Source organism: Hufsiella arboris, assembly GCF_009834875.1.
Lineage (GTDB): Bacteria > Bacteroidota > Bacteroidia > Sphingobacteriales > Sphingobacteriaceae > Hufsiella_A > Hufsiella_A arboris.
Window position 1 is genome coordinate 225,786 of the sequence record NZ_WVHT01000002.1, and the last position, 12,389, is coordinate 238,174.

14 protein-coding genes are annotated in these 12,389 nt (G+C 43.7%); 6 read left to right on the forward strand and 8 right to left on the reverse strand.

The annotated features are described in order from the left end of the window. Nucleotides 1-227 precede the first annotated feature (227 nt). From GS399_RS21065 to GS399_RS04745, 3 genes are all read right to left on the reverse strand, one after another. On the reverse strand, nucleotides 228-545 hold the full coding sequence (locus tag GS399_RS21065; RefSeq protein ID WP_160843449.1) for an adenylate/guanylate cyclase domain-containing protein: 318 nt from the start codon (nucleotides 543-545) through the stop codon (nucleotides 228-230). Continuing rightward, nucleotides 478-1,311 (reverse strand): hypothetical protein, encoded by an 834-nt coding sequence (locus tag GS399_RS04740; RefSeq protein ID WP_160843450.1) that lies wholly within the window; start codon nucleotides 1,309-1,311, stop codon nucleotides 478-480. The genes GS399_RS21065 and GS399_RS04740 overlap by 68 nt, the downstream gene beginning before the upstream one ends. Before the next feature lie 197 nt (nucleotides 1,312-1,508). Then, the gene (locus tag GS399_RS04745) at nucleotides 1,509-2,786 is read right to left on the reverse strand and encodes an MFS transporter (protein ID WP_160843451.1); all 1,278 of its coding nucleotides are present in this window, start codon (nucleotides 2,784-2,786) and stop codon (nucleotides 1,509-1,511) included. 310 nt (nucleotides 2,787-3,096) lie between these two features. On the opposite strand from GS399_RS04745, the gene GS399_RS04750 reads away from it, so the two are divergent. Further along, nucleotides 3,097-3,444 carry a sigma-70 family RNA polymerase sigma factor gene (locus tag GS399_RS04750; protein ID WP_160843452.1) on the forward strand — a complete coding sequence of 116 codons (348 nt, stop codon included), beginning with the start codon at nucleotides 3,097-3,099 and terminating at the stop codon, nucleotides 3,442-3,444. A 228-nt stretch (nucleotides 3,445-3,672) separates the two neighbouring features. On the opposite strand, the gene GS399_RS04755 is transcribed toward GS399_RS04750, so the two are convergent. From GS399_RS04755 to GS399_RS04775, 5 genes are all read right to left on the reverse strand, one after another. Further along, a complete protein-coding gene (locus GS399_RS04755; RefSeq protein ID WP_160843453.1) occupies nucleotides 3,673-4,803 on the reverse strand; it encodes an outer membrane beta-barrel protein in 1,131 nt (376 codons plus the stop codon). After that, nucleotides 4,791-5,420: an RNA polymerase sigma factor gene (locus GS399_RS04760; protein WP_202409377.1), complete on the reverse strand. Its 630-nt coding sequence runs from the start codon at nucleotides 5,418-5,420 to the stop codon at nucleotides 4,791-4,793. Before GS399_RS04760 ends, GS399_RS04755 begins: the two co-directional genes overlap by 13 nt. 49 nt (nucleotides 5,421-5,469) lie before the next feature. Beyond that, nucleotides 5,470-6,177 (reverse strand): DUF4397 domain-containing protein, encoded by a 708-nt coding sequence (locus GS399_RS04765; RefSeq protein ID WP_160843454.1) that lies wholly within the window; start codon nucleotides 6,175-6,177, stop codon nucleotides 5,470-5,472. A gap of 204 nt (nucleotides 6,178-6,381) precedes the next feature. Continuing rightward, nucleotides 6,382-6,537: a hypothetical protein gene (locus tag GS399_RS04770; protein WP_160843455.1), complete on the reverse strand. Its 156-nt coding sequence runs from the start codon at nucleotides 6,535-6,537 to the stop codon at nucleotides 6,382-6,384. Between the two features lie 161 nt (nucleotides 6,538-6,698). Continuing rightward, nucleotides 6,699-7,994, reverse strand: coding sequence for a hypothetical protein (locus tag GS399_RS04775; RefSeq protein ID WP_160843456.1), 1,296 nt, complete (start codon nucleotides 7,992-7,994; stop codon nucleotides 6,699-6,701). 629 nt (nucleotides 7,995-8,623) lie between these two features. Here GS399_RS04775 and GS399_RS04780 point away from each other — a divergent pair. The 5 genes from GS399_RS04780 (at nucleotide 8,624) to GS399_RS04800 (ending at nucleotide 12,380) form a co-directional block, all read left to right on the forward strand. Further along, the gene (locus GS399_RS04780) at nucleotides 8,624-8,923 is read left to right on the forward strand and encodes a helix-turn-helix domain-containing protein (protein WP_160843457.1); all 300 of its coding nucleotides are present in this window, start codon (nucleotides 8,624-8,626) and stop codon (nucleotides 8,921-8,923) included. Nucleotides 8,924-8,926: 3 nt separating this feature from the next. Beyond that, complete coding sequence (locus tag GS399_RS04785; protein WP_160843458.1) at nucleotides 8,927-9,241, forward strand: hypothetical protein; 315 nt, start codon at nucleotides 8,927-8,929, stop codon at nucleotides 9,239-9,241. 491 nt (nucleotides 9,242-9,732) lie between these two features. After that, nucleotides 9,733-10,485, forward strand: coding sequence for a hypothetical protein (locus GS399_RS04790; RefSeq protein WP_160843459.1), 753 nt, complete (start codon nucleotides 9,733-9,735; stop codon nucleotides 10,483-10,485). A 300-nt stretch (nucleotides 10,486-10,785) separates the two neighbouring features. Continuing rightward, nucleotides 10,786-11,409, forward strand: coding sequence for a BfmA/BtgA family mobilization protein (locus tag GS399_RS04795; protein WP_160843460.1), 624 nt, complete (start codon nucleotides 10,786-10,788; stop codon nucleotides 11,407-11,409). A 50-nt stretch (nucleotides 11,410-11,459) separates the two neighbouring features. After that, nucleotides 11,460-12,380: a DUF5712 family protein gene (locus GS399_RS04800; RefSeq protein WP_160843461.1), complete on the forward strand. Its 921-nt coding sequence runs from the start codon at nucleotides 11,460-11,462 to the stop codon at nucleotides 12,378-12,380. Nucleotides 12,381-12,389: the final 9 nt, after the last annotated feature.

Sequence of the window (12,389 nt, forward strand, 5' to 3'; positions counted from 1 at the left end):
TTCAGAATTGAAGACAATTAAAACTACAAAAAAATGATGGTTAGGCTCGCAACTTTTTTTGATTAACTGCGGACGAAAATTGAGCCTGGAGTCAATTTTCATGCAGATGGTTGTGTTTGCAAGGGCAGACAAGGTTTCCGGTTTAAGTTTACACTTTAATAAGATATCCTTCGCCTGCCGTAATTGAGTTTCTAAATTAAAACTTGGGAAGATAGTATCTAGCGTTATTAGCTCACCGAAAATAGCTCTATTTTTTCCTCTCTGCCTTTTAACTGACTTTCTCCGAGCGATTTTGTCTTGTACGAATTGGGCCCAAGCGTTTTTAGAAGATCGCCGGATATGATAATTTCGGAATTAAATTGGTTGCATAGTGCCTGTATACGGGCTGTCGTATTCAGGACGTCACCTGTAAAAATGATTTCTTTTTTGAGTACTCCAATTTCACCGGTAGTAACCTTTCCACAATGAAATCCAGCTTTAAATGACGGTACTAATCCAAATCTTTTTTCGTACTTCCCAGCTTGTGACGCTAAAGACTCTTTCATAGCAAAAAAAGCAACGTATGCAATTGTTGTTTTTAATACCAGTCTTTAGTTTCCATGTGACTATCATTTCATCTCCCGCATATTGATAAATCTCACCTGCATAGTCGATAACCGGTCCGGACAGATCAGAAAAATATTCTTTTAACATTTCAAAGTACCTGACATGACCTATATTTTCAGCGATCGTTGTAGATGATTTCATATCAAGGAACATAAATATTCTCTCCTCTTCCGCCGGGCTGTGATATTTACCCAAAAAGAAATTACTTAATGCGCCATGACCGATGCTTTCACTTACCTCAGTATAAAATTGTATAACCAAAATTATTGCCGCGATATATAGAATAACACTTAACAGCGAATAATTAGTAAAGAAGGCATATGCGCGTGACCAGAAATCCTGACGGATGATCGCTGCAGGCATATCATTCGAAGTTCCGATGAATGTAGCGACAAGAAATAATAGAATTATGAGCAGGTAAATAAAAGATTTATATAGAATCTTTTCAGCGAAGCTGTTTTTGATGAGCCATTTGCTGAAATAGACAGTCTCTAATATGCCGATCAGGATACCGGTTATTAATGCGCATAGCGGGATGATGATAATATTCCTTGTAAAAATGTAACTGTTGCCCGTGGATGGGTAATGCGTCATATCGCCTAATAAGCCTTTTTCCAGCAGGATATAGATAATGCTGAATATCAGCCACATTAAAGCGAAGGGAATAACGCGTGAAGTATTCCTACTGGCTTTTGGTGACAGCATTGAAATAAGTGGTTAATAATAACAATTTATTATTCTTCACGGATATCTGCAACCTGCTTTTTTATTGCGTGACTTGAAGACCGAAAAAGGATTCCCGGTGATTGAGGTGAAGACTTGCCAGAATTACTGCCTTACAAGGAAAATTTGAAGGTTGTTTTGTTGGTAGCCTTAAAATTTGAACGTCAGCTATTATTAAATTAGATCCCTTCAGTATTTAATGCCGGCTCGTTTTTAGCCGCTGCAACCATCGCAGTTTTCCTTTTCACAATTCTGTTTACACGGTAAATCAGCCAGATGCTCAATGCGCAAACACCTACTACTACATAACCAACCCAATTGTAATGGATCAGTGGGCTGAACTTAGTTGGCTGAACGACGATCGCACCTGCAATAGCGGCGGCGATGCCACCTGCAATTTGCTGCAATGAGGAATTTATACTCATAAATGCACCGCGGTCCTGCATGTCGGGTACAGCACTTGTTAAAGCCGACGAGGGTATCATTCTGCTTAAAATTCCCATCATCATCAATATGTTAAACACTATGACAAGCCATAATGGTGTTACGGAAAGGTTAGTATATAAAAGGCAAATAATCATTAACCATACCGTAGCTGCGGCGAATATCTTAAACTTATCGGTCTTGTCGCTTAACCTGCCGACCAGGGGCATGATGATTAGTGAACTGATCCCTGAGATCATAAATAAAACAGGTAATTGACTGGTAGTAACGTGTAAATTGTTGATTGCAAAAGCGCTGCCGAAGGGCATCATCATAAAACCGCCGATTGAAAGAAACGCAGTAGCTAGAAATCCCACACGGTAATCTGGCTTAATAACCGTTTGTTTTAAGTGCATGAATACCGATTCATTATGTTGAAGTGCCAGGTGTTGTATAATTGGTTTCAACTTCAGGGATATAACTATTGCAACGATACAGGCCAGAGATGCTACCATCAGAAACGGGGCCTCCCAGCCCCAGGCGTTAGCGATGTACAAACCGATAGGTATACCCAAAACCTGGCTTGCGCCGAATCCCATTTGTATAAAACCCATTACACGGCCTCTTTGCTGCAAGCTAAAAAGATCAGTGATAATAGCAAGCGAAATAGAGCCAATTACGCCGCCAAAAAGCCCTGTGATGATACGGGCGGCTAGCAAAACGTAATAGGAGTGAGCCAGTCCGCAGAAAAATGTACCTGCTATAAATCCGACATAAAAGAACAGCAAAAGTTTCTTGCGATCGAATTTATCAGCAAAGCCCGCGGTGATCAGACCCGAGATACCGGCACTAAAAGCATAGGCAGAAACTGCAAATCCAAATGCGGAAGGTTTTAGGTTCAGCGACTTCATGAGCATATCCCCCAAGGGAGACATCACCATAAAGTCTAGTATAACGGTAAACTGTGTGACCGCTAAAATAAGTATGACGAATTTTTGGTAGCTGGTAAATGGCGCGGTCGTGTTGTTTTCCATATGTTTAGTCTAATTCACATCTGTTGAAAGAAGAAGGACCTCATTGTATCTCAAAGCTTGTGAAATAATCCTCAGCATACAATAGTCTGTCAGATAAAATAGATTTAATTCACAAAAAAGTCGCGGCTATCGTCTTTAGTCATTACGGAAAAAAGGATAGATTTTTGATCGAATTCTATTGAACTAGTCTATTCGATAATACCGTTTGTAAATGCAGAACCTTCTTGAAGCAGTGGGTTTAGCATCCTCGATAAATGAAATAGCGAAATAATGTGTTCTTTTTCGACGGGGAGAGGCGGCGTTAAACCGGATGGGGCAGGGAAACCTGCGATTTGTGGTTTTGGTTGCCAAACGTTACCAGAATCTGGGTATGTCGCTGATGGATCCGATCAAGGAAGGGAATGAGGGGTTGATCCGGGCGGCGCGCAGGTTTGACAATACGCGTGGATTTAAGTTTATTTCGTTTGCGGTTTGGTGGATACGCCAGGCGATTTTAAGTGCGCTCTGCCGGTATCAGCGGACGATCCGTTTACTGATGCACCGACAAGGCCTGCTGAGCAAAGCGAGAAAGATGTCCGCAGCGCTTGAAATGCAGCTGGAACGTACTCGTACAGAGGAAGAGCTTGCCGGTCTGATGGAGTTGGATGGTGAGTTTTGAATTTATAGAGAACGACGCGAGAATTCAGCTGGTGAAGAATTTGCTAAGGCGGCTGACCCCGAGAGAACGTTCGGTCGTAGAGTTAAGCTACGGGTTAACCGGGGGGTAATGTCTTACCTGCGCCGAGATTGCATTAGGGCTGGGTGTTTCAACCGAAAGGGTGAGGAAGCTGAGGGCGGCGGCCTTAGGTAAAATGGTGCGTTGAGTGTTTTTTAACGGTTTTGGTTCTCAAAAACTGACTTTCAGGCGAAGTCCTCCTTGTGTCAGGTTTACCTGGTGTTCAGAAAATTTACTGAATGGTATTTTAACGAACGGCTCGATAGAAATGGTGTTTTTCGATGTGAGTTTTTGGTCAAAACCTATTGCAATGTTGTATAAACCAAAATTACGATAGTCTTCAAGCTGGTTCTTTGCAACGGATTCGGAGCTGACTGAACTGGTTGTTACTGCCTGTGTTTGGGTATTTCCGCTCGCATCTACGAATGTGCTGACGCCCGTCGATTGGCTCGTATACTCAAGGGACTGCTCCTGGGAGGTTACGGCGAAAGCCGAAACACCCAGACGGGCATATACTTTAGATGTCAGATGATATTGAATTTCCAGCGGGATGTCTATTCCCCTCATTGTAGCCGTGGTGCTGCTCAACATTCGGCCGGATCGCAAAGCGGCGTAGTCCGGTGTGATTTTTTTTGCTCCTCCCAGTTCCGAGTAATAAAGTCCTGTACTGAGAGATAACTTCTTGCTGACCTTGTAGCTTAACTGGGTGCCGATATTCAGGTCCATTTTTGAACGGCTGTCGATCCCTTGGCCGACAGCCAGCCCAAAGGACCAGGCACGGGGTTTTGAACTTTTGCCGGTGGCGTTTCGGGGTTCTTCAACCGGCCTTGAAAACGGCGTTTTTTCAATATTGGTAGCATCAGCGGGTGCATTGGAAGTGGTAAAAGGACGGGCAATAACGAATGATGTTTGTCTAACCTGCGGTAAAGCAATTCCGGCACTGCCTGCCATCGGCAGCAATTGCCTGTTTCCGGACAATGAGGATAGGTGTTTTGATGAATTAAACGGGGTGATGCTTGCTATGACACGTGGAGTTATATCTTCCGCTTCACCGATAACAAGCTTGTTTTGTCGTTCTTCGGTTTTATGACTTAGTTTTTCGACTGTTTGCTGAGAGTTATTTATTTGCACGTAGGTTCCAATGCCTACCAGCAGAATGGCAGCTGCTATACTTACTCTGCGCCATAAAATTAAAAGACGGCGTTTTTTCTCCCTTTTCTTGAAGTCTTCCCAGGCACCTGGCCTGTATCCAAAATCAAGCGAAGCCAGCTCTTCTTTCAAATGATCTGTTATTTCGTCCATACCGCTGAATAGTTGGTTTGTTGATGATAAAGTGTACGCAGGCGGGCTTTAGCTCTGGCAAGGTAGGTGCGGCTGTGGCTGGCCGTGATACTTAGTTCAGCGGCTATTTCTTCGTGGCTGAATCCTTCGATTTCATACAGGTTGAAGATGACACGTTGCAGCTGCGGTAGTTCCTCGAGTAATTTCAGGACATCCGCTGCATTCATTTTGTCAATGACTGTGAGATGTTCCGCCACCGGGTGAAGCTCTGTCAATTCTACAACGGGAAACTGATTTTTATCGATACGAAGAAAATCGATGACAGTTCGGGATGCTATTTTCGCCATCCAGCCCTTAAACGCGGCCATGAGCTTTGCCGGATCTTCAGGATGCTGAAAGCTCCGCAGTTTTCTGAATATTTTTATATAACTGTCATTCACTAATTCTTCCACGTTTTGTATGTCGCTGGTGTATCGCCTGATAACGCCGGTCAGATAGCCGTAAAAAGATTTATAAATCCATTCCCGGCAGGATTCATCATTACTTAAACAGCCGGCGATGATTTCATCCAGCGTTTTGATCGGTTTGATCACCCGTTCTTTATCGCGAAATTTTAAAAAAATGGCTGCGGCTTTCATTCATCTGAAAGCTGCCCGCCGTTTTGGACGGACAGCCTGTATCGGTAGATTATTTATTGTTTATCACTTGCAGGGATAGTTTGGTGCTGTCGGTCTTAGCGCGCAGTCCCTTCGCCAGTATGGTATAAATTTTTCCTTTTTCAATTTTTACTTTTTCAATTTTTGCCAGTACTTCGGTTTTCCCGTTCTCACGAATTTCAAAGGTCTTCTCAGTGCCGGGTGCTGCCGTTGAAAAGGCTGACGTTTTCTTAAAATCAGCTTTTTTTACAAAGAGCGTGTCGGTACCCGCGATGTTCAGGTCAAGACTTCCCGCATCGGGACTCAGGTTGATAAAGCGGATTTTAGCCTGGTCTGTCTTAGGATCTGAAAGGTCGTCTTCGGTTAATAAGGTGCTTTCTTTTGACGGTACGTCGACAACGAAGAGCGAGTAATAAGTGCCATTCTTTAACGCATTAGTCGATTTTGCAAACTGCCTGGTTGAATCTTTTTTGGTAACACTGAATTCATAGCTGCCTGGCTGTATAACCCCGTATGCAAGGGCTGTTCCGTAAGTCAGCCGTGCATGGTTGGCTTTAGAGCCGTTAATGACGAAAGTCAGTTCGGATGTGCCGGGAGCTGCATGCACGATGGAGATCGCGGAAGATGGAGGGTTATCGGCATCGTTGTTGTTTTTACAGGAACCGGCCAGTAAAGCGATAGCAGCCAGACCTAAAATTGGTTTTTTCAACAGAGAGGAAACGGTCGTAAAATTTCTCATATTATTTGTTTTACCCTGCTAAACGGGTTCGGTCGCAAAAACGCAACAGTCTCTGTAATTTTTTTATGCGATATGCGATCAGGTAAACTCACTGCTATAGCATTTCGAAGCGCGAAATTAAAATCCGCGGAAAGAATGTAAATCCGCCTCATCGAAATATGACTCAACCCTTACGAATGCATCGCCAGGACAAGGATATTTTTATTAGCTGATCATTCCACGGAAACGACCCAGATCGAACTGCTCCTGGATGACAGGTATGTTGCCTGTGGCGCGTAGAAGATTGTCTTCGGGTTGCTTTCCTGGTTCGGAAAGAAGTGCAGCCAAGCTGGCGCTGCGGCCCTTCGTACGGCCCGCCAAAAGACTACGGCATAACAGGTATTTCTAGGGCGATTGGCTGGATTGACAAGCGATGAGCTATGCAGGTTAAAGGGGGTTGACGTTGCGCGTTCGCTGATGGTCATCGCGGCCATGGAACTGTCTGCCCGGATGGCCGACATTAGAGTAAGTTCTGCTTATTATTAAAAGAAGGTGCAATGATGGGATGCTCTCATGAGTATAACCTGGCCGTCCTCCAGGGTCGCAGGCAGCGTGGCGGGAGTGCCGGTCCGCATTAAGTTACTGGGAAAGGCTGGAGGTGATGTTGTATGAGCCCATAAATTACAGGCATGTCCGCATTCATGAGCCATACCGGTTACTGGTTGTCCTCTGTTAAACTGCACGGTCACATAATTGGACCATAAGGCCAGGGAACAGCCGGCCGATGTTCCTCCAATAAAACTTCTGACTGCGAAAACATAGATGGGTGCTCCGTGTCCGACCAGCCGTCGTGCATTCCCCCAAAACAAATTATTGATTTTTAGCTCGAAGCTTGACCCGGTAGTTAAAAGGTCGTCGCCAAAAGCGGCCGCGCCGCAATTGACATCGAGCGTCTGCGGGGTACTTGGACGGTTTTCAAATACAGTAAAGTCTTCAACGGCGGTTGCAGCATGGGATGAAAACGGTGTAGTGAACTGAAACGGCCGGAAAGGGATGACTTTGATATTAGCCCTTACTTTGTATAATTCGATCATGACATCCAGTTGGGCCTGCACCTCGGCGGCAGTTGCTACAGGTACACCAAACCCATCTTGTTGGACGATAACGACAATACGCAGTAACTTTTCCGGAGGCTGGATACCAATAATGCTGAGAAGCCCGAAAATAATGTCCAGGACAGCGTTAATAATAGTGGAAACCAACCAGCCGATAATGTTGACGATGCCTTCAATGATTCGGCCGATGACTGGTAAAGAAAAAATGAATCCGGCAACCCAGGCGAGGGCATTGAGGATAAATCCGACAACGGCATCAATAACGGTAACGACCGCCCTTACGACGGTTGTCACGGCAGCGATAACACCGTTAACCAGGTCACTGAAAAAACTCCCAATGGCGCTGAAAACATTGTCCGGCCCGTCGGTAAGCCAGGTCAGCGTGATCAATCGCCCGTCTTTTTCAGCCAGTTCAAAAATATCGTACATGTCGGTATGTATACCGAATATCTTTGCTTTGGCGATGGTGAACTTATGCGCCGGGTAGTCGGTGGACGAAATTCTGATCCATACAGGACCATGGTTGGCATCCTGTGTTTGTTGTTCGGTAAGGATTTGGCCGGTGCGAATATTAATAAATTTGATGCTTTTCCACCAGGTTACAGCTGAGGCGGTGTTCATGGTAATTGTTATTTCACCCGGTGTGCCGGTAGTTTCAACGACATTAAACCGGTCGAAGTCCCGCAGGTTTGGAAAAGCAGACCAATTAATTCTATCAGCCATCGCTAAAATTGGTTATATCTTACCGTAATACAAATTTGTTTATTATAACAAATACAGACAATGGCCAATTCTAATCATATTGCAGTTTTTGAATGCTATCATGGCCGTTCCGTATTCATTTGTAAATCACATTAGCCTTTTTTTAAAGGCAGCCATGTCCTCACCAACCTTGATATCTAAGATTTTCGCATAGCGCTGGGTTTACTGATCATAGTTTAGATAGTTTCTGGTGGGTTGTGCTTTTGGATAATAACTAACCAGAAATATGGTTTTAGACTAATAATTTGGTGTGGTCCAAAAACAAAAAAGCCCGTTAATGATACATTAACAGGCTTTTTATAAGTTTTAATATAGTTATCAGCGGAGAAAGAGGGTAATGAACTATTCCCGTTTCAGTTGCCAATCGCTATATTTTGTAGTGTAATTTTCGCTTACTCACCGGAAACTCACTTTTATTAGCCTGACTGTTTTCGACTTAAAATTAATTGTAATTTCTTACAGTTCAAAACTGTTCAGCTGCTAAGCACTAATCTTTTTTAAAGTATAGGTAATTGACGGGACTTGTCTGGTGATTGTCATCGATAGGACAACAGTTTATGCACTTTCATTTCAACTTTCAAAGCGAAAACATGAATGCAACAGAACTGATAACAAAACAGGATCTCAGCGATTTCAAACAAGAGCTGATCGCCGAGATCCGGGCATTAATGGAATTGAAACAGCCTGTGGCAAAAAAATGGCTACGCAGCTGCGAGGTCCGTAAGATGCTTAGCATCTCACCAGGTACGCTTCAGTCGTTGCGTGTTAACGGATTACTTGAATTTAACAAGATCGGAGGAATACTTTACTACAGGCAGGAAGACATTGACAAGCTGATGGGAAGCAGTAACAGCGGAAGAAATATCGCCCGAGTAGGGAAAGGAGGCTAAACGATGAGCAATGAAACTAAAGGATTTACTATTTTGGTTTTGCGAATCTCGGCTGATAAGCAGTTGTCGGCTACTCATATCAGTTTATTTACCGCACTGTTCGTTTGTTTTCGCAGAAGCGGTTCGGTGAGCCCTTTCCACGTCACCCGCAGGCAGCTAATGAACTATTCAAGCATTGCATCCATTGCTACTTATCATAAATGTATCAAGGAGCTTTCAGAAAAGGGTTTTATCAAATATGTTCCATCTTATCATCCCAGGAAAGGGAGTATCATTTACTGGCGGAATTTGAAAGAGATGGTATTGAATATTACTTGACTAGGTCAAATTTCCTGTCTGCGAAGTTTTAATCTCGAAGATTACCACGTCACCCTGAATCTCAGCTCGGCTTAGCAGTAAGTCAAACTAAATGTTCCCGCCGATTCCTGGGGATTCGATTATTCGTATCAATTGGTTTTTATACACTGACTGAATTTTCGAAAGTTTGAAGCCAAAAGGGGGGGAATTAGAAGCAGCCTCTTAATGGTGGCCGATCTCAGAACCGCCCTATGATGTTCGATCATAACATATAGTGAATTAGGCCTTACAATCTTTAAGGCTGCACATTGCTCATTTTCCAATCGGCACTTTTATTTTTAATACTTAAAATTTCTAAGTATAATTGTTTGTGCTTTTGGCAAGCCAGCTCGTTCGTGCAAAGATTTCATCAGCCAATGGTTTAATAATGCAGACCCGCTGCGCTTATTATCCTACCAAGATTACGAACGCTAAATTATTCGGATGATGAGGACAGCAATAAGGTATGTATTATGAACATCATCGATTATTTCAAACTCCAAGCAAAAAATCTTCATCGAGATTTTAAAACCCAATTTTTTGACGGCGAGTGGTACGATTACACCCCGCGATTTTTTGACGTTACCCAAATTACATTAGACTTCGATCCGGACGAAGAGAAATTGACGTTAATGTATGCCCAGCATCTTATTGCGAAAATGGCAGGGTTTAGAAAGTGGACTAGACTGTTAAAGGCTTCCGATGCAGAATTGCAACTTGCAAAACTTCTTTTTGACAACATGCACAAGATCAAGCCGGTAGAATGGGAAATGTATCTTGTGCAGCAGCAAGACGACAGCAATGTAATATTTGACGCTGAAACGAGACTGGAAATTTTTACAATGGTTTTCGCCAATGTTGACGGCCATGAAAGCATGTTTGCGGACTACCGGCTGAAAAAGAAGAAGATAACGCCCACTGAAAATCAACCAATTAAATCCATGAAAAAGAAGTCCACAGCCGAAATCTTTTCCTTGCCGTTAACCGGGGCAAATAGAAAAAAGTTTATTGAAACGGCCAACTCAGCTTTTGAGCGTGTAATAGAAAGAGTTGAACCTGAACATCCCGAATTAGTGCGCGAATTGTGGAATCCGGAAGAATATATCGATGTATTTGCACTTAAGCCAGATATTCTGCCGGTCGACCGTGACTATGCACTTTCTTTGATTGATACATTTATGGTCCATCATGTCATTGCACTGGCCGTTCAAACTGATATCGATTAAATTATAAAAAAGTTTAACGAAATCTTTAATCAAAACCGGTTGTTAAGGCGGCTTAATAGGCAATCATATATCTGACAAAAAATACACGTTGTATATTCATCGTTTAGTCGCTTAATCAGGGGAGCAAGCGGAAGTCGGGCTGCACCCGACTTTCCTGCTTGCCCTGCCCAGCAGGGCCGTTTACAGGATACCTGCGGTATATTTGCCCCCCGTTTTCGTTTTGTTAGGCCTTTATTGGTATACCGGCGGGTATACGCTGATTAATCAATCTTAGGCAAGCCTGCTGGTGATTGTCAAACCGTGTTTTTTCTGATTCTTAAGATTGTTTGCTACTACTGCTCAATTGAGGCTGCGAAGTGGTGGTTTCATTTTGTGATGAGTGAGGAAAAAGTAAAGACCATCCGTTTCTCGGTTAAAACGGATGAAAAACTACAGGCGATTGCTTTAAAGTGTGGCTTAACCAAACTGGACTTTTTCCGGTACATGGTGGAGTACTTCTATAGATCAAAGAAAGATCCCAGGGATCTGAGCGATGAATTGCTGAAAACAGAACTGCAGAAAAAGACGAATAGTATTATCAGTATCATCCGGGCTCAGGAACAGGATTTATTCATCCCGGTTAAAAAGGACACGGAGAAACTGCTGGCAACGAGTGTGAAACTGGTCGAATTGATTTCGCATGTTGTTAAACACAACCAGGAGCAGCGGGATGCCTGTCAAAATCAAATACGCGGAATCGGCTGGCTGGTTGAATCTTTTAAAAAGACGGACCGGGCGCGCTATGAAACGGCACTTTTGAAATCCCGCTTTCAGGAATTAATGGAGTATTATATCAAAGCCCGTGATCAGCTGGGCGTGTTAAGCAAGCAGGCGGATAAGGACAGCCTGAATAAGCATATCCGGGAGCAGGTGAAGAATTTATAAGCAGCCAGCGATAGTTTATAAAAATAAGATTGACCATTTAGCGCGAATGGATGTTTATTCAGATCAGTAAAAGCGAGACAGGAAATAATAAGGGAAGCTGCGGGCAGTTGGTTGCCTACCTGGAAAAGGAAAACGTTTTGGCTGAAAAGATTGGCGGGCTGGACTATAGGCCCGAGTATTGGTTCAACGAAAAACGAAACGATATCAAGGTGTATGAGGTACGGACAGGCATTGATGGGAATATCCGGAAGCTGGCTGGTGATGAAGCTAAATTTTACCTGATCAATATCTCGCCCAGTGAAAAAGAAATTAACCACCTGGTTGACCGCTATGGCAGGGAAGGAGCTAAAGCGCAGTTCAAAGCCTATGCTAATGAAGTAATGAATGCCTATGCAAGAAACTTTAAACGGGATAGGATCAGCAGCAACGGCGACCTGGTCTATTACGGCAAGCTGGAAAACCGGCGGTATTATTCCTTCCGGGATCAGGAAGTAAAAAGGGGCATGGCTAAACGGGGCCAGGCAAAACCTGGCGAGCAGATGCATCTCCAGGTCATCGTCAGCCGGAAAGATCAAAGCAACAGCATTAAGCTCAGCCCGCTGAATAACTCAAAAGGCAGTAACGCAAAGCACAGTGAAAAGGTCGGGCAGTTTGACCGGGTAGCGTTTAAGCACCGGTCGGAAACGCTATTCGATGAGCTATTTGCTTACAAAAGGGGAATGGACGAAACGTTCCGGTTTGCAAACATCCTGAAACATGGGAGCATCAGCCAGCGCTCGGAACTGTTTGAACATAGTCAGAAGGCATCTCAAAACTCTGTCAGAAGTTCTCCCGAGGCTATGGACACAAAGGTTGCAAGCGACTTGCTCGATGTCCTGCTCAGTAAAGTTCATGAAGATATTCAGCAACCTTTGCTCAGGCGTAAAAAGAAAAAAGGGACGGTAACCCGGTCAGGAGGCAGGAGCTTATAAAAGAGGATG

Coding starts and splice junctions, on each gene's coding strand:
- GS399_RS21065 (WP_160843449.1), bottom strand. CDS start 545: ATGAAAGAGTCTTTAGCGTCACAAGCTGGGAAGTACGAAAAAAGATTT.
- GS399_RS04740 (WP_160843450.1), bottom strand. CDS start 1,311: ATGCTGTCACCAAAAGCCAGTAGGAATACTTCACGCGTTATTCCCTTC.
- GS399_RS04745 (WP_160843451.1), bottom strand. CDS start 2,786: ATGGAAAACAACACGACCGCGCCATTTACCAGCTACCAAAAATTCGTC.
- GS399_RS04750 (WP_160843452.1), top strand. CDS start 3,097: ATGGGGCAGGGAAACCTGCGATTTGTGGTTTTGGTTGCCAAACGTTAC.
- GS399_RS04755 (WP_160843453.1), bottom strand. CDS start 4,803: ATGGACGAAATAACAGATCATTTGAAAGAAGAGCTGGCTTCGCTTGAT.
- GS399_RS04760 (WP_202409377.1), bottom strand. CDS start 5,420: ATGAAAGCCGCAGCCATTTTTTTAAAATTTCGCGATAAAGAACGGGTG.
- GS399_RS04765 (WP_160843454.1), bottom strand. CDS start 6,177: ATGAGAAATTTTACGACCGTTTCCTCTCTGTTGAAAAAACCAATTTTA.
- GS399_RS04775 (WP_160843456.1), bottom strand. CDS start 7,994: ATGGCTGATAGAATTAATTGGTCTGCTTTTCCAAACCTGCGGGACTTC.
- GS399_RS04780 (WP_160843457.1), top strand. CDS start 8,624: ATGAATGCAACAGAACTGATAACAAAACAGGATCTCAGCGATTTCAAA.
- GS399_RS04785 (WP_160843458.1), top strand. CDS start 8,927: ATGAGCAATGAAACTAAAGGATTTACTATTTTGGTTTTGCGAATCTCG.
- GS399_RS04790 (WP_160843459.1), top strand. CDS start 9,733: ATGAACATCATCGATTATTTCAAACTCCAAGCAAAAAATCTTCATCGA.
- GS399_RS04800 (WP_160843461.1), top strand. CDS start 11,460: ATGTTTATTCAGATCAGTAAAAGCGAGACAGGAAATAATAAGGGAAGC.